Below are 26,606 nucleotides of genomic sequence, written 5' to 3'. Positions count from 1 at the left end.
CATTATTGGTTAAGCAGTTGTAATCGGATCAGGCTTTGCGCCGAAGCCAGCACGGCCTCCTCGGTAGAACGGGGCGACCAGCCTAACAGGCGCACCGCCTTGGCGCTGGTGACATTCATCACCCTGCCCAGCAGCGGGATCATTGATCTGACCATCGGGTCCTTTAGTGCTGCAATACGAAGTAAGAAATTAGGCAGCTCTTTAACCTTTACCTTGCCGGCAGCAGTGCCCAAGTGCTCTTTGAGTATTCTCGCTACAGCCACCAACCAGATACTTTCTCCGGCAGTGGCAATAAAACGCTGGCCGTTTGCAGCAGGATGTTCCATCGCACGCAGATGCAGATCGGCTACATCACGTACATCTACAAAACCGGAATTGATCTTCGGACAGCCAGGCATCTTACCAGTCAGAAGATTTTTGATCAGGTGTATGGAATGAGAATAATCCGGCCCCAGCACCGGCCCCATAACTGTTACAGGGTTAATGGCGGCAAGTTCCAGCCCATTCCCTTCTTTTTCGATAAACTCCCATGCCGCTTTTTCCGCCAGGGTTTTGGATTTCTGATAAGCCGGTGCATTGGCCGTATCCGTCCAGGTCGCCTCATCAAAGGGTGCTGTTTGGTTGGGATGTCCATAAACAACCGCACCTATGGCTGAGGTTAATACTACGCGTTTAACACCGGCATCTCTTGCGGTACGCAGTACCTGCAGCACGCCTTCCCGTGCAGGGATGATCATTTCATCCTCATGTTTGTAATCAAGTTTTGGAGTAGGCGATGCTACATGCAATACGTAGGTACAACCGTTCATGGCTTCTGGCCAATGCGCACCGGAAGAAAGATCGGCCTCGATAAAGGTAAGACGGTCACCCGCTTCTGCACCGCCATTTTTTAGCATCAACCGTACGTCGGATTCACGGCTCAGGGAGCGCAAAGTCGCCCTCACCATGAAGCCCGCATTTAATAGTTGAAGGATGCAGTGCACTGCAATAAAACCCGAGCCTCCGGTAACCAACACTAATTTTTCATTATTTGAATTCATGTTCATCATCTTTTATTTTGATGAAACAAAATTCGGTTAATAAAGAATAGCCTGTTTTGTTTAAAAGGCGCAATATGCTTTGTTTAAAAGGCCAGGTTGCCCTCGTACGGTACAATAGTATGTGAAAAATCCACCGTCAAAACTAAAAATTGGTATGCGCGCCTGTGCGTTGGGTGGGAGCTCCTAAGTTTTTGGGAAGGGCGCCTATGAAAATATGACGTTTTATTTGGGTAAGCTATACCACGAGTAGCGTATAACTTCTGCAAAACAGAAAGCGATCCTCGCCGGGATCACTTTCTGTTTTGAGGATCGGGATAAATATTTATTTTTACCGCTATGGGACAATTAAGAATGGGATTGGGCATCTGTAAGCCCGTTTCAAATACCGATCATTTCTCGCATGTACACGGCCACTTACAGATTGTAATCGACGAGAAAGTGGTACCTGCTATGGGCTATTTTGGAGAAGAAGATGTGTGCCTGAATGCGTGGTTCAACGTGTTGGGCACGATAGTCCGCAACTTCGAATCAGGAAAAGATACTGAATACACCTATGATGAGGGAGAGCAGGGGCAACCGGCCTTTCAATTTGTATTGATCAAACCGAACGAAATAGCCTTTTCCATTGTTGATTCGGCTATCTCAGATGGTGGCGGCATCAAAAAATGGCACAACAAAACCTTTCCCCTGTCTGATCTGAAAAAAGGTTATCAGAAAGTTGCCGAACAGTTTTTGAAAGAAGTGACTGCCAAAGCGCCGGCACAGTTGGCACACTGGAAGAAGATTATTGGGAATGTATAATACTTTAACAAAAAGATATCCTGGTTTACAGATATGCGCAGGATAGCAGATTGCGCTTGATTCGGCATTTGTATCAAGGGCCACACGGAAAAATAAAAAGCCGCCTGAATCCTGTGATTCAAGCAGCTTTTTGGGATGAACAAATAGCCTATGACCGAAAACATCCCTCAATAATCCATTCTCAAGCCACAGGCACGGCCCGACGTACCTCTGCAACAGCCCCGTATTTATAATAGGACAGCCTTCTGCAATTTCTTTTGTTCAAATTTTAATTTTTGAGCGGCAGTAGTGATGAAATCAGCTACCTGTTTGGGTTGTGACACCATAGGCACATGACTGGGTTTTGAAGATTACTTTTCGTTCTTCAGCTGGTAAGTCCTGCGCAAAGTAGGCGTCAAATGAGGTTAGGCGACGGCGATGCTGTTTTTCATATTGCTGCTTTAAAGTGCCGTTACTACTATTCTTCCAGTCCTGCGTTTTCATCCTGGCTGCTCAAAGGATCTTCTTCCATACGGATTGCGTCATCGAGGAACTCACCGCCCTCACTGGTATTATGCGGTGTTTCATTGGTGACTACCTGCATATCTTCAGGATATCCGTTTTTAGGATCTTTTGTAGACGGATGTGAAAAGAAAAGGTTCATGACGATAGATTTAATTTTTTCAGACAATAGATTCCAGGCGGGTCCCGGGGAGCAGTTAAGCCTTTACAGCCTGGGTTGCCCACCAGCTTTCGAAGTTAATTGCACCCTGCTCTGCTTCTCCGGCAGGTACCAGGGCGCTGTGCGTAACTTCACCGCCGAAGTATGCGGGTTTACCATTTGGCACTACCGTGCGTGGATCGTTAGCCAGCTGCAGATAACGCTCAACAATTTTGTACATTTCAAAACGTTCAGGTCCGGCAATTTCTACCCTGCCATTCAACGGAGCAGCCAGTGCATATTTAGCTACAAATTTTGCTACATCATCAGAAGCGATAGGTTGGAACAATACATCTGAAAGATGCACTTCATTGCCATCTGTAGCCTGGTTGGCGATACCGGCAATAAATTCAAGGAATTGTGTACTGCGAACAATAGTATAAGGTACGCCTGACTGCTCAATCAGTTCTTCCTGAACTTTTTTCGCACGCATGTAACCAATGTTTTGCATAATATCGACGCCTACAATAGATAACGCCACATGATGTTTTACACCTGCATTGATTTCTGCAGCTAACAGGTTATGACCCGCTGTCTGGAAAAATTCCATTACTGCTTTATCTTCAAATGAAGGAGAGTTGGCAAGGTCAATAACAATATCCGTTTCCTTCATGGCTTCCGCCAGTCCTTCGCCGGTGAGCGTGTTGATACCCGTTGCAGGAGATGCAGCGATAACCTGGTGGCCCGCCTGACGAAGTTGATTTACTACTTTGGTTCCAATGAGACCGGTGCCTCCGATTACTACGATTTTCATAAATTTGATTTTTGTTTTTAGTGATGCTATCCATCAGGCCAACCAAATGCCATCTTTCGCAAATCATTAAAAATCAACCAAATAATAAAAACAGGGTTATCGATTTTTCACTGTATTTAATGAAACCATCAAGCTTCTCACTTTATTAAGGGATTTTCATCACGAGAAATAGTCGCTCTTTGTAATTCCCAGTTTTTTCATTTTAGAATGTAATGTGTTCCCGGGAATTTGTAATACTTCGGCAGCGCTGCCGGTGCCGGAAATCTTGCCTCCACAGCGTTTCAGCGTTTCAATAATATAACCGCGCTCCACTTCTTCCAGGGAACGGTTCAGCAGGAAAGCCTGCTCCTGTTTATCTGCGTCAGCATTACGTGGTATAAAAACATCACTCAACGTGCTGTCTGAAGCCAATAGTATGCTTCTTTCAATAAGATGTTCCAATTCCCTCACATTACCGGGCCAGGTATAGCTACGTAATTGCTGTATAACCCTGGGTGCTATCTTCCTGATAGTGCGCCCGGTGCTCCTGCTATATTTCTTTACAAAGAAATGAGTGAGCGCTTCTATATCTTCCAACCTGTCCCGCAGAGGCGGGAGAATAATAGGAAATACATTTAACCTGAAATACAGATCGGCGCGGAAACGGCCAGCTTTCACCTCTTCTTCCAGGTTACGGTTGGTAGCCGCAACAAGACGTACATTGATTTTAATTACCTGTTTTCCACCCACGCGCTCCAATTCACGTTCCTGGATTACACGCAGCAGCTTAGCTTGTGCTTCCAGTGGCAACTCTCCTATTTCATCAAGGAATAAAGTGCTGTTATCGGCCATTTCAAATTTACCGATACGGCGATCTGTTGCACCGGTAAACGCACCCCGTTCATGACCAAATAGTTCACTTTCGATAAGGTTGGCAGGCAGCGCCGCACAATTCACTTTCACCATCAGGTTTTCTTTTCGTGGCGATGCATTGTGAATAGCCCTTGCTATCAGTTCTTTACCGGTACCTGTTTCTCCCAATATCAGCACCGTGGTGTTGGATTCAGCCACAAGTCCCATCAGGCGGTATACTTCCTGCATAGATTCGCCGCTACCAATGATTTCAGAGAAGTTGTAAATCGTTTTGATTTGTTCTTTCAAATAATCATTTTCTATTTCCAGTTGCTTTTTATAAGCCAGTAATTTTTCATTGGCTAATATATTTGCTACTGCAACAGTAATCTGCGAACAAATACCTTTCAGTAATAAGGGCCCCAGGAAATCTGCCAGCAGCCAAATGGTGCCGATAATCTTATCGCCCATACGCAATGGCAAACCATACATGTTTCTCAGCCCGGTGGTTTTCCAGAGTTTCGCATAGTCATTGCCGCTTCTTAATTCTTCATCTACATTAAATACTACTCCTTCTTTGCTTGCCAATACCTGTGCGGTATAGGTTTCATCTATTTTAATTTTATTGGCGGCTAATTTATCAAAATCGGCATGGGCCTTTCCAAATAACCGGCGATCAAACATAAATACGCTCAAATGCACGCCATCATCTTCCAATACGCGTATCATGGCAAGCTGTGTATTCATGATCTTATCCAACACCTCGAAGATGGCCGCCTGCAACTCATCTTTCGTACGCATTTTAGTGAGCGCGCTACTGAAGTCCAGCAGAAATGCCTGTTCTTCCTGTTTTTTGCTAATCTGCTCATTAGCCATAATATTAGCCAGGGCGATAGAGATCTGTGCACAAATTCCCTGTAGTAGTTCTATCTTGATTTCTTCAATGTCGAGCAGTAAAATTCCCAGATTGGTTTCCCCGTTGCGCAATCGTATACCTACAAAATTTTCAAAGCCCATTTTCTTCCAGTATTGCAAATAGGCTGATGTGATCCCTCTTTGTATTTCTCTTTCCACATTGAATAACAAAGGAATGGAACTGTTGAGCACCCGGTTTTGCAAACCATCATTAATAGGGTATTTTGCTTTCACGAGAACGGAGAGTGACTTCTCATCAGCAGCAGATCCAAGATCATATACATATGCACTCATTGTAGTTTTATCTTCATTGATACACCTGATCACGAAGCCACTTTTCTGATCCAGTTTATGCAGCGCAGTGCGAACAGCACTCATGAGATCTTCCTTTGTTCTTACGGCTGCTATGTTACTGCTAAAATCGAGGAGAAAAGATTTCTCTTTCTCTTTATTCAGTAATTCTTCGTTTTTAATGATATTGGAAACGGCGCCCGACAGCTGTGGTGCAATACCTTTCATTACGCCCCTGAACTCAGGATTAAAGCTGTCTGTCCGGTCGGAGTACATGTGAATAAAGCCCATTGGCTTCCCTTCTTTCATCAGCTTTGTCATCAGGATTTCCCGCACGCCTCCTTCATAATTCACGCGAAGGAAAGGTGGACTTTTGGGCTCGTCCATGATATCTTCCAGGATATAAGAAACCGGTTCGTCTGATGTCAATACAGCCTGTATAAAGGGAGCGTTCAATGAAAACCGGGCTGCTACCATTTCCCGGTACCGTGGATGAGTTCTGATAGGAGATCCTTCATTATCCAGCAGGAACGCATAGTAGGTTTCGTCTTTATGGTCTACTAAAGTAATAATAGTATGAGTGAAGTAAAATAACTCCTTAATCCTGTTTTTAAAGAGTGTGATAAGATCATTCTTCTCTCTCACTTTGGTAATATCGTTGCCGAGATCCAGCAATACTTTTCTTTCCTGTTCAAGTATTGTCTTCGTCGGAGCATGAAGCCCTGACTCATTTTTAATAGTTCTTTTCATATAGAAAAAACCAAATATTTACCGCCAAAAGGTGTGAAATAAATTCTGACAGAAGATACTAAAAAAACCACGATAATTATTGTTAAACAGACAATAAACATGGTTGGGACTTTTACATATTATCTACTTCACATACTCTTTGAAAATCCTGTTCAGCCAGCGTAACATCATAAATATCACAGCCGCCGCCCCTCCCAGCAGCAGAAAATTCACCAGGAAATAGTTCGCCTTATTATCATACGTGTCCCATAAAGTGGCCAGGATGCCTGAGAGTTTATTACCAATCGACGTAGCCAGGAACCAGCCCCCCATCATCAGCGAAGTAATACGAGCCGGGCTCAGTTTGGACACCAGCGATAACCCCATCGGGCTCAGGAATAATTCCCCTACCGTTATGATACCGTAACTCCCTATCAGCCACCACGGCGATGCCTTTACAGCGCCATTGCTGCACACATATACCGCGCCCACCATCATCAGTGTTGACGCCGCCGATATCAGCAATCCCCATGCAATTTTCGATGGTGTGGAAGGCTCCCTGTTCCGCTTCCGCAGCAATGCAAAGAATACTACAATCAAAGGCGTTAGCGTGATCACAAAAAAGGGATTGACGGATTGAAACAGCTCCGTATTATACAAGCTGATACTTTTTCCTTCCGCCGGCATTTTCTCCGGCGCCACATTCTTGAAGTAGGCTACTTTATCCCATACTTTCGCCGGTTTGCCTGCCGCATCCCGCACTACCCTGAATTCATCATCATAGGCAGTTACTGAATCCGGTTTGTTCTGCACCGTTTCCACCAGGTAAAGACGCTGGGCAGGTTGCTCGATGGCGGCAGGAATTTCCCGGTCGGTATAATATTGCGCCCAGGTAGTCAGTGCAGTACCATTCTGTTTAAACACAGCCCAGAACACAATGGATACGGCAAAAATAGCCAACAGTGCGGATATAGGCTTACGATCCTTCGCATCAGCTTTCATCAGCAGCGATACAAAAAAGAACAATATCGGGATACAGGCAAAGATGAACGCGTCAGTGGAATCAGATCCGAAGACGTTGCCGGGAATAAACCAGGCGCCCAATCCTACTACAATTGCCGGTAGGAATACTACGGAGAAAATCCTGCTCAACGGCATATCCCCTTCCTGTTCGGGTTTGCGTACATCCGCATGCCGGTAGTGTTTCATCCCAATAACGAAAATCAGTACTCCCAGGAACATGCCTACGCCGGCAGCGATGAATGCCGCGCCCCAGCCTACTGTATTTCGCAGGAAGGCAGCAAAAAAGTTACAGATAAAAGCACCGATGTTAATACCCATGTAAAAAATATTATACCCGGTGTCTTTACGGCTGCGGTACTTCTCATCGTTATATACATTCCCCAGTAACGTGGAGATATTGGGTTTAAAGAATCCATTGCCAACACAAATCAGTGCAAGCGACAGGTAGAAAACGGTCAGGTTATGCACCGACAAACCGATATATCCTATCCCCATCAGGATGCCGCCGATAATAATCGACTTACTGTAACCAAGTTTGCGGTCGGCTATCAGTCCGCCCAGGAACGGTGTCAGGTACACGAAAGCGATGAAGGTGCCGAAGATGTCTGCTGCGGTGGCACGGTCCATTCCCCAGCCGCCTTTTGAGGTGTCTGTCAGGTACAACTGGAAAATACCAAGAATCAGATAAAAGCCAAATCGTTCCCACATTTCGGAGAGAAACAGGAAAGGCAGTGCTGCAGGATGATTACGTGATTTTTCCATATAGGCCAATGATATATCTGTGATATAAGATTATTTTAGCGCAGTAAAACGATATCACCCGTTAGCGCCAAACCGCTAAAATAAGCTAATTGCTACTAAAAAACAGTTACCACATATGGACAAACCAGTTATTAAAAAGACGATTGACATAAACGCCTCCACAAAAAAAGTATGGAGCGTTTTTACAGATCCTACAATAACAAAACAAATGGGTGGTGAATATGTTTCTGATTGGAAAGTTGGCAGCTCATTTGGCTGGAAAGGAAAGGACAGCAGTATTTATACGAACGGAAAAATTATTGAATTAGAGCCGGGGAAATTATTGAAGCATAGTTTATTGGATCTCAAAGATAAGGACAGGTTACTTTCTGTGATAACGTATGAATTTATAAAAAACGGAGATAGCACCATTCTTTCCGCTACAGAAGAAATCAATTATGAAATAACGGATTACCTGTTTAAAGAAGCAAACGAAGGTTGGGATGCTGCACTGCAATTAGTAAAGTATGTAGCCGAGAAATTATAAGTCTAAAAAATAAGGTTGACCAAATTTTACTTTTTGATCAACCCTTTATTGTAAAGTACAATTTAAACAACAACAGATTTGGTGGTCGCTAATGCTACCGTCAGTTCCGCCAAACGGTTTGAGATACCTACTTCATTATCATACCAGGCCACTACCTTCACCAGGTTTCCGATGGTACGGGTCAAGGTACCATCAATAACAGATGAGTGCGTGTTTCCCAATATATCTGCAGATACCAATGGTTCCTCTGTATACTCCAGCACTCCTTTAAGACTGTTATCTGCGTAGTGTTTGAATAATTGATTGATCTCTTCTGCCGAAGCAGTTTGCTCCAGGTTCAGCGACAACTCCGCGATAGAACCATCTATCACCGGTACCCGGTAAGAGAAGCCATCCAGTTTACCTTTCATCCCGGGCAACACATCGCCGATCGCTTTAGCTGCGCCGGTTGTAGTTGGAATGATAGATTGCGTAGCCGCACGTGCTCTCCTGAAATCCTTATGCGGTCCATCCTGCAGCATCTGGTCCATTGTAAACGCGTGTATGGTCGTCATAAAACCGGATGTAATACCATATTCCTTTTCCAGTAAAAATAACAACGGCGCAATACAATTCGTTGTACAGGATGCAGTGGAAAGAATTTCATCGTCCTCTGTAATCTGGTCATCATTCACGCCAGCCACAATTGTTTTCACGTTACCGGTTGCGGGAGCGGTAATCAGCACTTTCTTTGCACCGGCCGTGATATGCTGCTGTGCCAGTTCCCGTTGCGTAAAGCGCCCGGTGGATTCAATCACTACATCAATGCCCAACTCTTTCCATGGAAGCTTTTCAGGCGATTTTTCCGTCAACAGTTGTATAGGATGCCCATTTACGATGATATGCTGATCTTTTTGTGTGACGGTGCCCGGAAACTTCCCATGCGAAGTATCATATTTAAACAGGTGTACCAACAGTTGGATGTCTGTCAGATCGTTGATGGCGACTACCTCCACGCCTGCTTTGTTCTGAAGCGCCCTGAGTGTCATTCTGCCGATACGCCCGAATCCATTAATAGCTACTTTCATCGTGATATATTTTTAAGTAATTATTCAATTGTTTGTAAGGATGTTCTGAAAGATCTGCGATATTCACTCGGAGATATCATCATATGCCGCAGGAAAGTCCGCCGCATGGATACCAATCCACCCAGCCCGCACTTCTCTGCAATCTGTTCCATACTCAGATCACTATCTTCCAGGTATTTCCGCGCCACTTCTATGCGCAATTTCTCCACGAATCTCGCAGGGGTGACGCCTGTTTCTTTCACAAAAACACGGTTGAAATTGCGTATACTCATATTGCTGCGGGCAGCCAGATGTTCTACCTGTAAATCGTCCTGCAGATGACGGAGCATCCAGGGATGAAGTTTACCTGCAATGGAATTCTCCAGGCTATATACCTGCAACAGGGAACTGAATTGCGACTGATACCCGATGCGTTTCAGATGAAGTACCAGTTTACGCGCCGCTTTCAATGCAAGATCCCTTCCTACATCTTCTTCTACCAATGCCAGCGCCAGGTCTATACCAGAGCTTACTCCACCGGAAGTATATACATTGCCATCACGGATATAAAAAGGATTACTATCCACCTTTATGGTGGGATATCTTTCCTGTAACTGCCGGCTGAATTCCCAGTGCGTAGTCGCTTTTTTCCCGTTCAGGATACCCGCTTCTGCCAAGGCATAAGTCCCTACACAGACGGAGGCAATGCGCCGTACTTTCGGATAAATATCTTTCAGCAATTGAAAGAAAGGATGACCTGGCTGGAATTGCTGCATAGAAAACCCGGCCACAATCAATGTATCCACTGGTCTGTTGATCTCTGCAACCGTTACCGCACAATCAAGTTCAATCTCACTCTTTGTTTTAATCTTCCGGTTGTTGGTAGGAGATGCCATCATGATTTCATATTCTTCTTTACCGTTGGCAATCTCTTCTTTGAGTATCTTGTTTACTACCGTGAATACATCCACGGGCCCCGCAATATCCAGCAGGAAAATACCTGGTGAAGGCACTATAACAATGAGTCTTCTTTGCTTCCCTGGCATAAAGGATGTTTAAACGCCATAAAGGTAAGGGGTATTAACGATGGCACAAATGCCATAAATTATACAATTCCGGCCATACGAATGTTGCCGGGGTAATAAAAAAGGGCCGGCCAAAAAGCACTATTTACTTTTTGGCCGGCCCTTTTTCAGAGTATCTTTTCCGCAATAGCCTGGTTTGAATAAAACCGTTTTTGCCGCATTAAAATTTGTAGGTGAGGATAACGCTTAATGCCACACCTGGATTGGCTGATTCTTCTTTTTTCAGTTCTCCATCTACATAAATCCCTACTTTCAGCCTGGAAGTGCTACCGGTGCCCACTCCATTTACAACGATATTGGCGTTGTATGCGCCTGCAGGAGCCGTTAGCTCAGGGCTGGTCCAGGAAGTACCGCTAAGATTGATAGCGCTATGGGCGTCGCCATCTACCCCGTAAGAGGCTCTGTCGATAGTTCCACCTCCGGAAGCTTCTGCTTTAAACACTACTTTGTGCGTAGCGGGAGTGTTGTTATCATCCTTATCTTTGGAACAGGATGCAGTAAGCATTGCTGCAAACAGGATACTCGCAATGGATAATTTTCTGTACATATGCTATAGTTTGAAATGGTCTACGCTGAATTAACCCGGCTTTTATGCCAGTACGTGGAACAAAATTACTTATGAAAACAAGGGCAGCCAATGCCGTAAAATGGTCATTTTGCATATAGCTGTTTTCAGTCATTCTCTTGATGTATCTTTATTATTACGATTATATATAACAACTTGCAAATTGTTATGAAGCTACTTACACTCGTACTTATTCTTATACTGTCGGCAACCCGGAGCTATGCGCAGCAGGCTCCCGGGAGATATGATAAGGACAGTCTCGCCCGTGTTCTTGAACAAGCAACAAATGATAGTGTCAAAGCACGTGTGAGCTTTCTCCTGGCCGACGAATGGGAAGATAAAGACACGCTGCTGTCTAAAAAATATGTGCAGCTGGGTAAAGGATTCAGCAAAGGTCATCCATTTCTGCAGGGCGTATCCCTTTTCTACGAAGCCCGGAAACTGGCCCCAACAGCACCCGATTCGGCCGCTAAGGTTTTCATGCAGGCAGAAAATATCCTGAAGAAATTCCCGGGCAAAGAAGCATTGCTTTTCCGTTCCATGTGCTGGCATGATTATGCGCGGGTATTCCACTTTGAAAAAGATGATCCGGAAACCTATGTGAACCTGCTTGTAACCCAGGCAATACCATTGGCACAAAAGTCAGGTGATCAACGCTACCTGGGGAAGAACTACCTGGATCTTGCCTACGGATTTAAAAACCTGAAAGAATATGCCAAAGCAAAAATATACCTGCAGCTGGCGATTGAAACATTAAGAAACGAAAAAGGAAATACCCGGTACCTGGCTACCGCTTATCATACCTTATCAGAGAACTATTCACTGTCGGGCGACTCCGCAAAAGCCGCCTTGTACCTTGATAGCATGCGGGTGTTACTGACTCCTTACCCCGAAGCAGACGAGTGGCTGGATTACTATGCAGGCGAAAGTATGCGGCTTACCATCGCGGAAAAATTTGACCAGTCCCTTGCGGTTTCAGAGAAAGGTATTGCTTTAGCCCGGAAACTGCATCAACCATATCCCGAACAACGTTTGCTGCTGCAAAAATTTTATGCGTTATACAATAAGAAGGATCTGCCGGAAGCCCGTCGTGTAGCCCTCGACCTGTACAGTAAACTGCCATTTATGAATACTTCAGCTAACAGGCTTTTACTGTATTATGGACTGGTAGCAACCAATGAAGACATGAAGAATATTCCGGAAGCCTACCAATGGTTGAAACGTTATAGTTACCTGAGCGACAGCGTTGCACAAAGTAACCTGGAAACAAAAATCAATGCGCTGGAAATAAAATTCAGGAATGCGGAACATCAGCGGAAAATTACCGAACTGAATGCATCCAACGACAAGGCGAACTTCGCACTAAAACGAACTATATTATTAAGCTGGTTGCTGGGATTGGTAAGTGTACTTCTATTTATAATCTTACTGCTGGGCTACTTCTTTTATAAAAATAAAAAGAGAACAGCCCTCCAGCAGGAACAGATCAAGGTTTCGCACGCTATGCTGCAAGGCCAGGAAGAAGAACGCAAACGGGTAGCGCGGGATCTTCACGACAGCCTGGGAGGACTACTGGCTTCCACCAAAATCAATCTTTCCAGAATTGCCGGCAGTGGAAGTACCGGCAATCGCCCGGAACTGGAAGGGATAATCGGCCAGATGGATACCTCCGTAACAGAGCTAAGACGGATTGCGCATAATATGATGCCTGAAATGTTGTTACGACTCGGGCTTGAAGCTGCACTGAAAGATCTTTGCGATACATTTGAATCCGAAAAAACAACCGTTCGTTTCCTGTGCTTCGGGATTCAACCAAACATCCCGCAGGGAGAACAGGTGAGCATTTATCGCATTGCACAGGAGTTACTGACCAATGCAGTAAAACATGCCGGAGCAAAAAGCATCCTGCTACAGTGCAACCAGCGGGATAACAGATTTTTTATTACTGTTGAAGATGATGGTACCGGTTTCAATAAAGATGTCCTGCATGAAAATCAGGGCATGGGCTTTATCAATATTAAAACCCGGGTAGCCTACCTGAATGGTAAAATAGAGATCCTTTCCAGGGGGAACCAACCAGGTACTTCCATAAATATTGAAGTGTATGTTACAACAGAAATATAAGCTGGCCATTCTTGATGACCACCCGGTGGTGCTTCAGGGGCTGGTCAATGTTCTTTCCAGGGAAGAGGCATTTGAAATTGCAGGTACGTTTACCAATACCAGGGATTTCCTCCAATTTTTCAATACCAACCCGGTTCATGTGGTGCTGCTTGACATTATCCTTCCGGACGGAAACGGGATGGACCTGTGTAAGGAAATCAAAACAACAGCGCCCGATACCATTGTGCTGGCGTTGAGCAACCATGATCAACGCAGCGCTATTATGAAAATGCTTGAAAACGGCGCAAGTGGTTACCTGCTAAAAAACGCCTCTGTGGAAGAACTGGTGCGCTGCATCCACGACGCCCTTCAACACCAGATCGTATTTAGCCATGCCATAAAAGAAATTATCGCCCGGCCGGGATTAAAGGATACAAAAGACGCCCCGGCACTGACCGCCAGGGAACTGGAAATCCTGAAACTTATTGCTTCCGGCATCACCACCAGGCGCATTGCTGAAATGCTTTTTTTAAGCAAGTTCACCGTTGAAAATCATCGTAAAAATCTGCTTCAGAAATTCCAGGTAAAAAACGTTGCAGGGCTTATCAGCTCCGCAAGCCACCAGGGGTTGCTCTGATTGAATTAACAAACAAACTAACGTCCCTGTTAACAAACATATTAACAGCTCCCATACCGCTAAACCAGCGTTATATATCTGAAAAAAATATTTCTTGAAAACCCTTCCTGCACGGGCATCCTACCCGTGTACAAAATCTTTCATATTATATTATTAGGTCGACCAATACACTCCCGGTAATTTTCCGTTCTGAAAATCCTGATAACAAATTCTACGGTTGATTCGATGTGTTGCCTTATCCGGCATCTCAAATATCTCTGTTAAACTCATTATACAATTCCACTTATAACCATCATCAAAATCAAGTTCATGAAACAAATGATCTCCTTATTCAACAGCCACCTGTCCGGCGGCATTAAAAAGCTGGGGTACCATTGCCTCCTGTTAACCAGCATGGCAGCCTGTTCTAATAAAGAACTACTGAAAAAATCAGATGCCCCGTTAGCTTTAAACACCAAAAGCGGCATCAGCACGCTGGCGGTTTCTCCTGTAGGCGATGTGGTAGGAAAACTAGTAGTAGGCTACCAGGGATGGTTTTCCTGCAAAAACGACGGCTCCCCTTCCAACAACTGGATCCACTGGGGCAGCACACCCGGCGGACTACCTCCTTCGCCCGGCAACCAAACGTTTGAACTGTGGCCCGACACACGGGAGTATACCACTACTTTTCAAACGGGTTACGCTAACCTGGGCAACGGGCAACCGGCGAAATTATTCTCTTCCTGGACCGATCAAACCGTGAATACCCATTTCCGCTGGATGCAGCAATACGGCATCGATTGTGCAGCAATGCAACGCTTTGGTAAAAGTACTCCCCAGAAAGATGGTATCGCCAATAAGGTGATGGCCGCTGCACAAACCTACGGACGTAAATTCTATGTGATGTACGACATCTCCGGATGGACAAATTTTCAGACAGAAATAAAACCCGACTGGACAAACGTGATCGTGAACACGCTTCACCTGACCGCTTCGCCGGTCTATGCAAAACAGAATGGCAAACCGGTGGTTTGCATCTGGGGCATAGGCGTAGCAAACCGCCCCGGCAACGTTACCTCATGGACCGATGTGATCAACTGGTTCAAAGCGCAGGGTTGCTATGTGATTGTTGGCGGCCCGCGCGACTGGCGTACTCAAACAGCTAACCTGCCGGCCTACAACGCCAGCAATATGATCATGCCCTGGGCTACCGGCACTTTCAGCGGTATCGCAGGAGCGAATAACTATGTGTCTACCCTCGCGGCCGATTTTGCCTACTGCAATGCCAATGGCATCGACTACCAGGCGGAAACCTTTCCCGGCTTCGCGTGGTCGAACTGGAAAGGCGGCGCACAAAACCAGATCCCGCGGTTGCATGGCGATTTCATCTGGCAGCAATTTGCCAATATCAGGAATCAGGGTATACCGAGTGTATATGTAGGAATGTTTGATGAATACGATGAAGCTACCGCTATTGCCAAAGCCGCAGAAGATGCTTCGATGGCGCCTACCAATCAATACTTCCTTAAGTTGGACGCAGACGGTGTACATGTTTCATCCGACTTTTACCTGCGCCTGGTAGGTGACGCCGCAAAAATGATCAAAGGACAAACACCGTTGGTATGGTCGCATCCTACACCACACCTGTAACAGACGGCGAATGCAGGGGGGTTAATAATTATAAAGCAGGGGGTGGCAATACCTCCCCTGCTTTATATCCTTATGATTAGTCCTTACTACGGATTCTCTACCGTTTTTGTTTCTGCCAGCTCCGCCTCATCGGGTTCTTTTTCCAGGTCACGATCCAGGGCATACAATGCTTCACCGGTAGCCTTTTCACCACCCGCCACTTTGATCTTATCCAACAGATTCAATGCCAGCGTTTCTTCTTCCGTTTGTTCCTTCACAAACCATTGCAGGAAATTCCACGATGCCCAGTCGCCTTCATCAAAGCTCATCTTCACCAGCTTATAGATTCCTGCTGTATTATTAATTTCCTGCTGAAATACCTGTTCGAAACAATTTTGCACACTAACAGGATTTGCCGGTGGCTGCGGAATAGCAGCTATCTCCACTTTTCCTCCTCTTTCCAGGATATATTCCAGGAATTTCATCATATGATTACGCTCTTCATTGGCGTGACGGAAGAGGAAATTGGCAATTCCACTATATCCTTCACTTGCAGCCCAGGCGCCATAAGATAAATAGATCTGCGCTGCCAGTGCTTCCTGTGTCATTTGATTGTTGAGTCCGGCCTGTAAGCTGGCTGAAAGCCTGTTCTTGTTCATGATAGTAGTTTTTAGGATGAATGCAGTTCGCTAACAATGAAAGGCCAAATCAAAAACTACACCATAACGATGTGGGGCTGCTCCTGTGTTTGCTTCACTTCACCTTATCATCCTTATCACCGCCAGATCATCTGTATGATTCAACCCAAACTTATGCTCTATCAATTTCAATTTTCTATTCAGCATTTCTTCATTCCCCCTCCCTGTCTGATCATTTAACAGGAAATCTACAGGGTTTATCACCTCGGAGTTTTCCGGCGCCGCCACTCTCGTAAATGTTTCTATACCGTCAGTAGCAATACTGACATCAATCAATTCATGAAGAAATATTTTCTGCAACTGAGAGTCATACCAATGATCAAAATCTTCCGAGAGATGATAACCCAGGTAATCTGGTTTATTATCCTGGTCAAAAGTAATCATGGCGCCGTTAATGTTAACTACTCCATCTCCCACCACCAGCACCACACCTTTATCTGCGCTGGTATCTGCCAGCAGGATAATTAACGTAGTCAGCAACTCTTCTCTTTCCAGTTGCAATTGATTTTTGAGGATTTTTAATTCTGAGAATAATTCCTGTAAGATGATTTTGAGATAATCATCCAGTGGCATTTCGGGATGTTCTTTGGAATAAAAGAATTTGTAGCTTAGCGACTTACAAATCTTTCTCAGCAGCTTACCTGTCAGCGAAGAAATAAGATAACTATCCTTTCCCATTGTGCAGCCATCCATTACTGCACAGATAATTTTATTACTATCGATATGATCGAAGAAGAGATAATCTTCGCAATGGTTAACATGATAGGCGCCTATCTGGAGGGTAGTGTATATTTCCATACTTAAACATCAAGATAGCAACTTTACCTACTATTTCAAAACGATATTCAGGCTGCCGCGGGGTCGCGGCAACCTGAATATTGCGTTATTAAAATGCGGGATCATCCGGTGTGTTCGGGTTATCATTCCGTTCTACAAACGGATATGGGAAATAGCTCCGCTTCCGTTCTGATACGGGGCGTCCGAACCTGCGGCTATCTGCCAGTTCCTGGGCACCCATAAACAATTCTATTCTGCGATGTTTATAGATCAACGTCAGCAACTCCGCTTCAGTAGCTGCAGCTACCGGTGGCAATGCTGCACCAATACCAAATGCATCTTCAGATGCTTTCTTGGTAACCACCTTGTTCAGGAAAATCAGACCATTCAGGATATCATGCTGACGGGCATATGCTTCTGCTTTAATCAGCAGCATTTCTCCCGGCAGGTAGATAGGCACTGAAGTTTGGGTACTTCTGAAGAAACCGCTGATATTAAACTTAGGTTTAACAGGCCGGGCAATATAAAATGGTACCCGCTGATCGGCCAGATCCGGTTGTATAGGCACTGGTAATCCCATCGTAGAATCTACCACGTTATAGATGTTGTTGGTAGCCGTTACCAATGTAAAGATGGGATTGGTGATCTGCGGATTAAAGGAAAGTGTGGAGCGTACATTCAGGTTCACTTTGTCGGCGGCGGCGATAGCGCCTGGGTAATCGCCGGCATACAGTGCATACCGGGCTTTCAGCGCATACAGGGTATTTACGATATCCACGCTATCCGGGATATTGGCTAAAAAGCTATTTCCTATAGGCGTGGCCGTTACTGTGCTGATGGCATTATCCAGTGCGGCAGCGGCCATTACATAACCCTGCTTTCCGGGAACAAACTTCACTCCGCCGGATGAGAGAACAGGCGTACTGGTATTTTCCGGTACCTGTTCCCAAAAGTTAGCCTGTACTCCGAGAGCGAGGGCTTTAAAAATAGTAGTATAGGCAATGAGGCCGCTGGCAAAGCTTTTATCTGTAACAATGGCGCCGGTACGGCGTATAACACTATCGGCTTCATACCGGATCTTATTGGATACGTTCCACATACCGGTAACCACCACGTTGGTGGTGAGCACTTTACTTCCGCCTGCGCCAAGCTGCGCTTCATCTGTATTACCCGGATTAGTAACAAAGGTTTCTCCAACCAGCAAACTACCGGAAGTTACCGTGGTATATAACAGTCCTGTACGATCCTTTGTATACCAGGTTTGCAAACCTACTGCTACATTCGCCAATGTGGCGGGAGAGCTGTAAGCCCCTTCTGATGAGGGTCCCGATGGATCCTGGTAATCTTTCTTACACCCGGTGAAGGTGAAGGTGCAGAACAAAGCGATGGCGAGGATACTATATTGCATATATCGTTTCATGATAGCTCTTTTTGTGTGATTAAAATTTTGCGCGGACAGACAGGTTATAACTCCGGGGCACCGGCACGGCGCCAAAATCAATTCCACGCAATACGGTACTTTGTCCGGCCGCATTTAATTCCGGATCGTATCCTTTGTAGTTGTCCCAGGAGATCAGGTTCCTGCCACCCAGGCTTACCGTTAAATCGCTGAGTCCTTTCAGCTTACCAAAGCTATAGCTGAAGGCTACTTCCCGCAGCTTCACAAAGGAGCCGTCATCAATTCTCCATTCCTGTATGTTGTAATTACCCGCAATAAAACCGCGGGGGAGCAATCCGAGATCTTCCTGTTCAGCTACTTTTCCGTTATCTACGCCTTGCCTGGTCCGCCAATCGGCGTTGAATACATCTCCGCCCTGCACGGCATCTATTTGTATATGCAGACCCAGTTTTTTATACTGGAAATCATTGGTGAGGGTACCTGTCCAATCGGGGTTGGGATCACCTATTTTTTTATTCAATGCCGTAGTACCTGCTGGCGGCAACCCGGTAGCCGGATCACGTGCAACCGTATACGTTAGTGGCGTATTTTGTTTACCTGCTTCTGTAACCGGTATGCCGGCAGGCGTTTTCAGCTGGTTGCCATTTTCATCCCTGGCGAAGAAGGTACCATAGAAAAAGCCGATCGGTTCTCCGTTGGCAATGCCCACAGGAGCGCCGCCCACGGTGTTATAAAGGATCAGCGACTGTCCTATATCCACCGCTTTATTGCGGTTACGGTTATAGATAGCAGTCAGGTTCCAGTTGAAATTTTTGGTCTTCACCGGCATTACATTCAGTACTACTTCCACACCGGTGTTCTCCAGGGTACCGATATTATCCTGGTAAAAGGAGTAGCCTTTGGTGGGAGCAACTGCGCGGCTGATCAACAGGTTTTCCACGCGCTTTTTGTAGTAGTTAACGGCCAAGCCTACACGATTATCCCAGAATGCCAGGTCCGTACCTACTTCCAGTTCCTTCTGCTTTTCAGGCTTCACATCGGGATTTGTATAAGTAGAAGGCGACTGGAAAGCAGCGGCTCCTATGAAAGCAGTAGCATCATAGGTATTGTAACGGCCATATGCCGGGATACCGGTAAGGTTACCTGATTCACCATAGGCTGCCCTCAGTTTCAGCAGGTTCCACCATTTGGATACGGACGATTTTTCCCAGAAATCTGTACCGGATATCACGTAACTGCCACTCAGCTTGGCATACAGCTGGTTCCTTTCATCTACCCCAAATACGGAAGATCCATCCACGCGCAGGGCGCCTGTAATAAACAGCTGATTACGGTATTTAAAATTCTGTTGGATATATTCCCCGGAAATAGATAGCTCGGTGCGTTGATCCGCGCCGGGAATAATAGTAGTGGCTTTGTCTGCTGTTTGTACAAAAGGAGGCAGCCCTCTTCCCTGTTCCAGGGTGTAGTGCATTTTCTGATATTGTACAGAGTAACCCACCTGTGTTACCGAACTGAGTTTATCGTTGATATCCCAGTTGTAGGTAGCATTGAGGTCGTGGTTGATCAAAAAGGAATTGTTATTACCTGCGCTGGCATAACCATTCTGTGCGGGGTCCAGGTCTGGGCCGCCGCCAAAAAAACCAGGACTTACAAAATAGGCGAATGCAGGCATGAAGGTGGTACCTTCCTGGTTATAGTTGTCGATACCCAGCCGGTAATCAACTGTAAGATTTTTGATTGGTCGCAGCTTGATGCCGGCGCCGGCAATCACCCTGCCTACATGTTGCTGCTGTTTAAAGTCTTCCATGATAGACACGGGATTTACGCGGCCGCGTTCTCCCACTTTCATCAGCTGGCCTAAGGCATTCCGTTTTTGTATATCGTAGTAGTTACCGATGATGGTAACGCCATTCATGGGAGAATAGAACGTGTTACCATCGGGCTTTTCATTTGCTTTGCTGTAAACATAGTTCAGACTGGCACTGAAGCTCACCCAGCTGGCCAGCTCCTGGTCCAGGTTCAAGCGGAAACTGAACCGGCTGAAATCTGTTTTATTGATAATTCCCTGGTTATAAAAGTAACTGCCGGATGCGTAGTATTTTGTTTTGTCTTTTCCACCGGCCACGGATATATTATTATCCGTTCCTACGCCGGTACGGAAAATATAATCCTGGTAGTCGTACCTGTTTACGGGTGTAGTACTCACTATAGCAGGCGACAGGATATTTTGCGTAGAGTCGTCCGGGGAGCCGCCAAACTTTATCGGGGCGCGGTTCACATCCAGTTTTTTACGTAGCTGGTTCACCGAAAAAGTGGTAGAGAAATTAACCACCGGCGCACCGGCGCTGCCTCTTTTGGTGAAAATCTGTACTACGCCGGCGTTGGCGCGGGAACCATAGATAGCCGCTGCAGCTGCGCCGTTCAGCACTTCTATGCGTTCAATATCTGCCGGGTTAATATCAGAGATACGGCTTTGTCCTACGTTACCTACAAATTTGTTGCCTGCACCACCCGCCGCATCGGCTGCTCCGCCAACACCGTAGCTCGGATCGGCATTGGTTACGCGCGTAGTAGAGTTATCAATGATTACTCCGTCGATGATATACAGAGGTTCTGTAGATCCCGATATCGTACTGATACCACGGAGTTTTACAGAGATGCCGCCTGCAGGGTCCCCGGAGTTCTGGGAAATCTGTGCACCGGCAGTTTTGCCTTGCAGGGCTCCCAGCACGTTACCCGAGCCGCTTTTACTCAGTTCATCCGCTTTTACGGTGCTGATGTAGTTACCCAACTGCCGGCGTGTGGTACCTTCGGAGGTACCCGTTACCACGATCTCATCCAGTTTGGATACTTCTGCAGACAGCTGAATATTTTGCGTGTAGGTGCCGGTGCCGGCACTTACTACCAGCACCCGCTCACCGGCGGCAAAACCAATACCTGAATACCCCAGCGTGTAATTACCCGGCTGCAGGTTGCCACTGATGGTATAACGTCCATCAACATCTGTTTGGGCACCCAGTTTTGTATTCTTCACCACCACCGTGATTCCGGGAATAGGGGATTGCTGGTTATCCGTTACCTGGCCTGAAATTTTCACCTGCGCATAGGTAGCAATGGCCAGCACGTTCATGAACAGGAATAGCAAAAAGGACCGGCCTTTAGCCATCTTCAATAGAAACAAGCTCATAGAAAAAATTTAGCGGGTTTAAGTTTGGTCGATTACAGTCATGGGTAGTATACTAACTACCCGTCTTAATTTTGGTTGTCTTTGTTTTTATTCACATTCATCCGTTTAAGTTCGCTAAAAATTGGCAGGTCACCAAAAGGACCATGATTGTTATTGCAGCACCTGTTCCAATGTATTGAAATGATATCCGCGCTGCTTCAGCGTGGTGATCAATGTACCCAGCCGGCGATAAAATTTATCCGTTCTGCGGGGATCAGTGCCTATATGCGTCAGCAACAGGAAGCCGTTCAAACCGGCGGGGCGGGAGGCTTCATATTGCAGAATGGACTGATAAATTTCTGCGGAGGTACGGTATTGTTTTCCCAGCGCCGGATAAGTATAATCAGCATTGGAACGGGTGCCGGGTGTAAAGTTAATCAGCTGCACCCCCGCTGTGGTAGTCCATGCCACGATGCTGTCGTTATACCATTCATACGCTGGCAAAAACCAGGGAGCAGCTTCTTTTGAAATCCCTGCTGCCGCCATTTTTGTATAGTTGGCCTGCAGATCGTCGAGGAACTGTTTTTTTGTAACCAGCAAACTATCCCTGTTTTGCCAGTCGCAATACAACAGGTGCTGATCACCGTGCGCGCCTAAGTAATGCCCGTCTGCTTTCAACTGCCGGATGATCGCCTGGTGAGCGGGTTGCTGATAAAACTTACCGGTAAAAAAGAATGCCGCTTTTACGTGCTGTTGTTGCAATGTATGGCGGATTACTTGTGCGCCGTCCGCATATTCATCTCCTGTAAAAACAAGTGTCAGTTGTTTTTTACTGCTATCTCCCCGGATTAATCCTCCATGATCATATTGCCGCTTTCCGGCCCCTTCCTGCGCTTTGGCGGCCAGCAGGTATACCAGGGAGGCCGTACCATCCATTGTAGGCTCATTGGTGCTGTAATCGCCCATATCGTCGTGATACACCGCAAGGTCACTTTGAAACGTGGCGTATTCATCCGGGTTTGACAAGCGGATGCCGATGAGATTTTTGTAGATGTTGGTATATACAGGCCCATCTACCAGTCCGCCATCTACCGGGTAGTGACCAATAGCGGAAAAGGCGGCGTGTGGATCGGTGGGCGTATCGCCCTCTGCAGGCAACCCGTAAACCATGCTGGTGCCCCAGGGATTACAGCCAAAGAGCCAGTCGATGTTTGCCTGCTCCAGTGCTGCAAAAGTATTTTTATGACTGAGTTGCCGGTACCAGTAACACTGGATGGCAAAAGCAGCGGTCAGGTTATTGCTGCACCAGATAAATGGTATACCGCGATAAAATGCGTTATGCTTCGCTTTATTCCACACCTGCTGGATACCGGTTTCATAATAACCGGTGAGCCGTTCCCTTTCTGCGCCGGTGCTTTGCTGCGCCAACGCATAATGCCCGAGGTTGATGAACGGATACCACTGGTAATGGTTGGCGGTATCGGCGCCCAGCCACGGCGTTACTTTTTCCTGCGCAGCGTAGCCTGCGGCAGCCTGGCGGTATTGCGTTTCTTTGGTGATGTGGTACAGTTGTGCAGCAGCCAGTTCCATGTCATCGGTCCAGTTGTCTTCTGCATAAATGTAAGGCGATAATACAGATGCCGTTTGACATACGCCCGGTTGTTTTTGTCCCATCTGCCAGGCGGATAGTGCCCGCGTTTTCAATAACTGTGCATATGCCGGCGCCGTTGTTTTCAGCAAATCATATCCAAGTGCGAAAGCGCTGGAAAACTTTCCTGCCGTAGATGCTACACCGGTGCTTTTGTTTTTGTATTTACCGAGTCCCTGCGGTTCCCCGGTGCAGAAATATACGGGGCGTTCAAAGCCTTTGCCATAAAAATTATCTTCACCGGGTAAGCGAAGCCCGTGATGATCGCGGTCGTCGGCTACCTGGTTAAACATCTCGTTATCCGACGGATGCATTTTCAACAGCCAGTCGAGGCCCCATTTTGCTTCGTCCAGCACATCGCTGATATGATTGCTGCCGGGAAGGCCACTGGCCGAATATTTATCTTCAAAAACACCCGGAAAATCGCGGTAAGCTGCCAGCAGGTGAAAGGCTGCATTGGCGGAAGTAGTTACATACTGGAGGTAATCGGTGGCATCATGCCAGCCGCCCACTACATTGATATGCGTACTGTCGGGCATAGGGCCGTACATGATGTAGCCGTCGTGCGTGTGACAGGAATCTTTAAGTGTTGGATTAAACCCGCTTCGCTGCTGCCGCATGTAACGCAACAAAAAACCGGGCGTGCCTGCGTATACGTTATCGCCTATACGAAAAGCAGGAGAAGTGATGTTGTCTGTTTTCAGGTAATATTTTCCGGGAGATGAATACGCGGAAAAGTCCAGCCGGCAGGTTTGATCAAACGGGCCGTAGGCGCCGAAAGGCGTACCTGTACTTCCTGTAAAAACAACTTTACCGGTAGCTGCCGACACCAGTTGAAACGTGCGGGGTTGTGCAATTCCTTTGCTGCCCCATACTGCTACTTTAACCCCACCGGGAAGATATCCGAGCTGGTTGATACGTATCCATGCAGCAGGCGCCTGTGCATGGCTGCCGGCAGCTATGCACAGTAAGAATAACAGGTATGCAGCAAACTGCCGGATGTTTTTCATTATTCAAAGCGGGTTGAGGATATTCATTAAAAATACCTTTTTTACCGCACAGGGAAAAGAAAATTTATTCTGCACGCAGGCTCTTCACCGGGTTGGCCAACGCTGCTTTTGCAGCCTGGTAGCTTACGGTGAGCAGCGCTATCAGCAAGGCGCCCATCATGGTGAAGGCAAATATCTGCCATACAATGGTGGTGTGGTATTCGTATTGCAACAACCATTTATTTAAGCAATACCAGGCCACGGGAATCGCAAGGCAACAGGAAATGATGACCAGGATCACGAAATCTTTCGACAACATTTTCCACAACTGGTATACGGAAGCACCCATCACTTTGCGGATACCTATCTCTTTGGTACGTTGCTCCGCGAGGTAAGAAGCCAGGCCGAATAAACCTAAACAACTGATCATGATAGCCAGCACCGCAAAGAAGGTAGAGAGCTGCCCGATGCGTTCTTCTTCACTGAATTTCTTTGCATATTCTTCGTCGGCAAATTTATATTCAAACGGCGCGGCAGGATTATATTTCTGCAACACGCTCTGGATAGCGGCCATCGCTTTACCGGTGCTCATTTCCGGGTTAATCCGGATGTTCACAAAATTACCGGGTTCTTTCAGCAGGTAATAAATAGCGGGTCTTACTTCCTCATAAGGCGAGGCCATGATCATATTATGCACCACGCCAAGCACGTGATAATCCAGGCTATCCTTGCGGATAATTTCACCCACCGGGTTATCAAATCCCATGTACTTCGCAGCCGCTTCATTCAAAATAAGTCCCATTGAATCAGAAGCAAACTGCTCTGAGAAATCACGGCCTGCAATAAACTGCCAGTCTACCGCTTTTCCATAATCCATTCTGCCGCCAATCACAACAAAACCTGTTTCCTGGTCAGATCGCTGCCCTCTCCATTTATAGTTGCCCGCGCTGGCCCATATGTCTGTGAGCGGCCCCTGCGACTCCGATACGGCGGTAACCAGGCCAGAGCCTAACAGTTCATTCTTGATCACTTTATAGTTGCGGTATATTTCCGGGGTGGTCATTTGTATGGAAAGCAGGCCGCTGCGGGTATATCCTACCGGGCGGTTTTTCGCAAACTGGATCTGCCGGTAAATAACAATAGTGCCGATGATTAAAATAATGGATACGGTGAACTGTACTACGATCAGCGCTTTGCGCGGCACGGCGGCGAAACGGCCGGCGCGGAAAGTGCCTTTCAATACTTTCAGCGGCTGAAAGGAAGATAGATAAAGCGCCGGGTAGCTGCCTGCCAGTAAGCCGGTGAGCAAACTAAACCCGAGGCCAATCAGCCAGAACACGGGGCTGCCCCATAAGATGCCAATATGTTTATTGGCTACCTGGTTAAACCAGGGCAGCACTATTAATACAATCAATATGGATAACACAAAAGAAAAGAATGCCACCAGCACAGATTCGCTCAGGAACTGCCAGATCAGCTGCCGGCGCATGGAACCAATGGCCTTACGGATGCCTACTTCTTTTGCGCGCTTTTCCGACCGGGCGGTGCTCAGGTTCATAAAGTTGATACAGGCCAGCATTAATACAAACAGTCCTATCATTCCAAACAGTTTCACATAACGTATTTGTCCGCCGGTGTTCACGCCATTTTCAAAAGAGGAATACAAATGCCACTTCCGCATCGGGTGCAGGAATATTTCTCCTTTCACGCCGGGGTCGAGGGTTACGTGCGGTGCTAATACCTGGTTTATTTTTACAGATACTTTATCCATATCCGCATTGTCTGCCAGCTGTACAAATAATTTCGTGATGTTGAAGTTCCAGTTGTCTTTCATATCGCCTATCCAGGTCCAGTTGCTTATAAACAACGACCACGGCGCAATATAATCGGTGTTGCTAAAGGAAGTATTTTCGGGCAGGTCTTCATATACACCGGTTACTTTCAGTACGAGGTTACGGTTGTTATCCATCTTCACCAGCTGGTCCATTGGATCTTTGTCGCCAAACAAAGCGGTGGCCAGGCGGGCAGACAGTAGTATCGATGCCTGTTCTTTCAGGCCGTTGCGGGTGCCTTTCAGCATCTTCAAAGAAAGCATTTCAGGAGTTCCGGGTTCTGCAAAAGCACCGTTGCGGGTAAATTTTTTCTCTCCTGCAGCAAGGGTATGTGTGCCATCTGCAATCATGACTACCTGCTTAAAGTCGTCGGGATAGGTGCTACGCAAAGCCGCTGCCAGGGGAATGGGCAAGGAATTAAAAGCGCCCGCCTCGTCGCCTTTCGACATCCGTTGCCATACGTTTGCAATACGGTCGTAGTTGGCATGGTACTTATCGTACGACAACTCATTCCAGATCCATAAGCCTATAAGCATGGTTACCGCCATACCGGCAGATAACCCAAAGATGTTGATAAAGGAGGTGGCCCTGTTCTTCAACAGGTTCCTGAAAGCAATTTTCAAATAATTCCTGATCATGGCAAGGCGGATTTGATAGACGCCCCTAAAGACACAAGAA

Annotated in this window: 19 protein-coding genes; 5 read left to right on the top strand and 14 right to left on the bottom strand. The window is 46.5% G+C overall.

The genetic code is table 11. From position 1 onward, the window contains the following. Window positions 1-2 precede the first annotated feature (2 nt). Complete coding sequence (locus PV783_RS06640; RefSeq protein ID WP_420987812.1) at window positions 3-1,040, bottom strand: SDR family oxidoreductase; 1,038 nt, start codon at window positions 1,038-1,040, stop codon at window positions 3-5. 336 nt (window positions 1,041-1,376) lie between these two features. Here PV783_RS06640 and PV783_RS06635 point away from each other — a divergent pair, with 336 nt between their 5' ends. Continuing rightward, window positions 1,377-1,841 (top strand): hypothetical protein, encoded by a 465-nt coding sequence (locus tag PV783_RS06635; RefSeq protein ID WP_133256106.1) that lies wholly within the window; start codon window positions 1,377-1,379, stop codon window positions 1,839-1,841. 457 nt (window positions 1,842-2,298) lie between these two features. Here the strand turns inward: PV783_RS06635 and PV783_RS06630 are convergent, their stop codons facing one another. The 4 genes from PV783_RS06630 to PV783_RS06615 all read right to left on the bottom strand — a co-directional run bounded on the left by PV783_RS06630 (window position 2,299) and on the right by PV783_RS06615 (window position 7,846). Continuing rightward, the gene (locus PV783_RS06630; RefSeq protein WP_420987476.1) at window positions 2,299-2,484 is read right to left on the bottom strand and encodes a hypothetical protein; all 186 of its coding nucleotides are present in this window, start codon (window positions 2,482-2,484) and stop codon (window positions 2,299-2,301) included. 55 nt (window positions 2,485-2,539) lie between these two features. Next, window positions 2,540-3,295, bottom strand: coding sequence for an SDR family oxidoreductase (locus PV783_RS06625; RefSeq protein ID WP_079469514.1), 756 nt, complete (start codon window positions 3,293-3,295; stop codon window positions 2,540-2,542). 159 nt (window positions 3,296-3,454) lie between these two features. After that, window positions 3,455-6,082 carry a sigma 54-interacting transcriptional regulator gene (locus PV783_RS06620; RefSeq protein WP_420987475.1) on the bottom strand — a complete coding sequence of 876 codons (2,628 nt, stop codon included), beginning with the start codon at window positions 6,080-6,082 and terminating at the stop codon, window positions 3,455-3,457. Window positions 6,083-6,205: 123 nt separating this feature from the next. Continuing rightward, a complete protein-coding gene (locus PV783_RS06615) occupies window positions 6,206-7,846 on the bottom strand; it encodes a peptide MFS transporter (protein ID WP_420987474.1) in 1,641 nt (546 codons plus the stop codon). Between the two features lie 115 nt (window positions 7,847-7,961). Here PV783_RS06615 and PV783_RS06610 point away from each other — a divergent pair, with 115 nt between their 5' ends. Then, window positions 7,962-8,372 (top strand): SRPBCC family protein, encoded by a 411-nt coding sequence (locus tag PV783_RS06610; protein ID WP_420987473.1) that lies wholly within the window; start codon window positions 7,962-7,964, stop codon window positions 8,370-8,372. A gap of 62 nt (window positions 8,373-8,434) precedes the next feature. Here the strand turns inward: PV783_RS06610 and gap are convergent, their stop codons facing one another. The 3 genes from gap to PV783_RS06595 all read right to left on the bottom strand — a co-directional run bounded on the left by gap (window position 8,435) and on the right by PV783_RS06595 (window position 11,050). Then, the gene (gene gap, locus PV783_RS06605) at window positions 8,435-9,445 is read right to left on the bottom strand and encodes a type I glyceraldehyde-3-phosphate dehydrogenase (RefSeq protein WP_420987811.1); all 1,011 of its coding nucleotides are present in this window, start codon (window positions 9,443-9,445) and stop codon (window positions 8,435-8,437) included. Window positions 9,446-9,459: 14 nt separating this feature from the next. Beyond that, window positions 9,460-10,464: a GlxA family transcriptional regulator gene (locus PV783_RS06600; RefSeq protein ID WP_079469519.1), complete on the bottom strand. Its 1,005-nt coding sequence runs from the start codon at window positions 10,462-10,464 to the stop codon at window positions 9,460-9,462. Between the two features lie 199 nt (window positions 10,465-10,663). Then, window positions 10,664-11,050 carry a hypothetical protein gene (locus PV783_RS06595; RefSeq protein WP_079469520.1) on the bottom strand — a complete coding sequence of 129 codons (387 nt, stop codon included), beginning with the start codon at window positions 11,048-11,050 and terminating at the stop codon, window positions 10,664-10,666. 186 nt (window positions 11,051-11,236) lie between these two features. On the opposite strand from PV783_RS06595, the gene PV783_RS06590 reads away from it, so the two are divergent. From PV783_RS06590 to PV783_RS06580, 3 genes are all read left to right on the top strand, one after another. Then, window positions 11,237-13,192, top strand: a complete 1,956-nt coding sequence (locus PV783_RS06590) for a sensor histidine kinase (RefSeq protein ID WP_420987472.1) — start codon at window positions 11,237-11,239, stop codon at window positions 13,190-13,192. Further along, window positions 13,173-13,808, top strand: a complete 636-nt coding sequence (locus PV783_RS06585) for a response regulator (RefSeq protein WP_420987471.1) — start codon at window positions 13,173-13,175, stop codon at window positions 13,806-13,808. Before PV783_RS06590 ends, PV783_RS06585 begins: the two co-directional genes overlap by 20 nt. Window positions 13,809-14,117: 309 nt before the next feature. Then, on the top strand, window positions 14,118-15,437 hold the full coding sequence (locus tag PV783_RS06580) for a glycoside hydrolase family 71/99-like protein (RefSeq protein ID WP_420987470.1): 1,320 nt from the start codon (window positions 14,118-14,120) through the stop codon (window positions 15,435-15,437). 86 nt (window positions 15,438-15,523) lie between these two features. On the opposite strand, the gene PV783_RS06575 is transcribed toward PV783_RS06580, so the two are convergent. The 6 genes from PV783_RS06575 to PV783_RS06550 all read right to left on the bottom strand — a co-directional run bounded on the left by PV783_RS06575 (window position 15,524) and on the right by PV783_RS06550 (window position 26,566). Next, the gene (locus tag PV783_RS06575; RefSeq protein ID WP_079469523.1) at window positions 15,524-16,075 is read right to left on the bottom strand and encodes a ferritin; all 552 of its coding nucleotides are present in this window, start codon (window positions 16,073-16,075) and stop codon (window positions 15,524-15,526) included. Window positions 16,076-16,174: 99 nt separating this feature from the next. After that, complete coding sequence (locus tag PV783_RS06570; protein WP_420987469.1) at window positions 16,175-16,912, bottom strand: protein phosphatase 2C domain-containing protein; 738 nt, start codon at window positions 16,910-16,912, stop codon at window positions 16,175-16,177. Between the two features lie 88 nt (window positions 16,913-17,000). Beyond that, complete coding sequence (locus PV783_RS06565; protein ID WP_420987468.1) at window positions 17,001-18,311, bottom strand: RagB/SusD family protein; 1,311 nt, start codon at window positions 18,309-18,311, stop codon at window positions 17,001-17,003. Between the two features lie 19 nt (window positions 18,312-18,330). Beyond that, complete coding sequence (locus tag PV783_RS06560) at window positions 18,331-21,480, bottom strand: SusC/RagA family TonB-linked outer membrane protein (protein ID WP_420987467.1); 3,150 nt, start codon at window positions 21,478-21,480, stop codon at window positions 18,331-18,333. Window positions 21,481-21,630: 150 nt separating this feature from the next. Continuing rightward, window positions 21,631-24,117, bottom strand: coding sequence for a glycoside hydrolase family 9 protein (locus tag PV783_RS06555; RefSeq protein ID WP_420987466.1), 2,487 nt, complete (start codon window positions 24,115-24,117; stop codon window positions 21,631-21,633). A gap of 64 nt (window positions 24,118-24,181) precedes the next feature. Continuing rightward, the gene (locus PV783_RS06550; protein ID WP_420987465.1) at window positions 24,182-26,566 is read right to left on the bottom strand and encodes an ABC transporter permease; all 2,385 of its coding nucleotides are present in this window, start codon (window positions 26,564-26,566) and stop codon (window positions 24,182-24,184) included. Between the last annotated feature and the right edge of the window lie 40 nt (window positions 26,567-26,606).

The sequence above is a fragment of the Chitinophaga sp. CC14 genome (genome assembly GCF_048957795.1).
Lineage (GTDB): Bacteria > Bacteroidota > Bacteroidia > Chitinophagales > Chitinophagaceae > Chitinophaga > Chitinophaga ginsengisegetis.
This window is presented reverse-complemented; position numbering and strand designations above follow the sequence as displayed.

Excerpts from the sequence above, each read along its gene's own strand:
- PV783_RS06640 (WP_420987812.1), bottom strand. The coding sequence starts at position 1,040 with ATGAATTCAAATAATGAAAAATTAGTGTTGGTTACCGGAGGCTCGGGT.
- PV783_RS06635 (WP_133256106.1), top strand. The coding sequence starts at position 1,377 with ATGGGACAATTAAGAATGGGATTGGGCATCTGTAAGCCCGTTTCAAAT.
- PV783_RS06630 (WP_420987476.1), bottom strand. The coding sequence starts at position 2,484 with ATGAACCTTTTCTTTTCACATCCGTCTACAAAAGATCCTAAAAACGGA.
- PV783_RS06625 (WP_079469514.1), bottom strand. The coding sequence starts at position 3,295 with ATGAAAATCGTAGTAATCGGAGGCACCGGTCTCATTGGAACCAAAGTA.
- PV783_RS06620 (WP_420987475.1), bottom strand. The coding sequence starts at position 6,082 with ATGAAAAGAACTATTAAAAATGAGTCAGGGCTTCATGCTCCGACGAAG.
- PV783_RS06615 (WP_420987474.1), bottom strand. The coding sequence starts at position 7,846 with ATGGAAAAATCACGTAATCATCCTGCAGCACTGCCTTTCCTGTTTCTC.
- PV783_RS06610 (WP_420987473.1), top strand. The coding sequence starts at position 7,962 with ATGGACAAACCAGTTATTAAAAAGACGATTGACATAAACGCCTCCACA.
- PV783_RS06600 (WP_079469519.1), bottom strand. The coding sequence starts at position 10,464 with ATGCCAGGGAAGCAAAGAAGACTCATTGTTATAGTGCCTTCACCAGGT.
- PV783_RS06595 (WP_079469520.1), bottom strand. The coding sequence starts at position 11,050 with ATGTACAGAAAATTATCCATTGCGAGTATCCTGTTTGCAGCAATGCTT.
- PV783_RS06590 (WP_420987472.1), top strand. The coding sequence starts at position 11,237 with ATGAAGCTACTTACACTCGTACTTATTCTTATACTGTCGGCAACCCGG.
- PV783_RS06585 (WP_420987471.1), top strand. The coding sequence starts at position 13,173 with ATGTTACAACAGAAATATAAGCTGGCCATTCTTGATGACCACCCGGTG.
- PV783_RS06580 (WP_420987470.1), top strand. The coding sequence starts at position 14,118 with ATGAAACAAATGATCTCCTTATTCAACAGCCACCTGTCCGGCGGCATT.
- PV783_RS06575 (WP_079469523.1), bottom strand. The coding sequence starts at position 16,075 with ATGAACAAGAACAGGCTTTCAGCCAGCTTACAGGCCGGACTCAACAAT.
- PV783_RS06570 (WP_420987469.1), bottom strand. The coding sequence starts at position 16,912 with ATGGAAATATACACTACCCTCCAGATAGGCGCCTATCATGTTAACCAT.
- PV783_RS06565 (WP_420987468.1), bottom strand. The coding sequence starts at position 18,311 with ATGAAACGATATATGCAATATAGTATCCTCGCCATCGCTTTGTTCTGC.
- PV783_RS06560 (WP_420987467.1), bottom strand. The coding sequence starts at position 21,480 with ATGAGCTTGTTTCTATTGAAGATGGCTAAAGGCCGGTCCTTTTTGCTA.
- PV783_RS06555 (WP_420987466.1), bottom strand. The coding sequence starts at position 24,117 with ATGAAAAACATCCGGCAGTTTGCTGCATACCTGTTATTCTTACTGTGC.
- PV783_RS06550 (WP_420987465.1), bottom strand. The coding sequence starts at position 26,566 with ATGATCAGGAATTATTTGAAAATTGCTTTCAGGAACCTGTTGAAGAAC.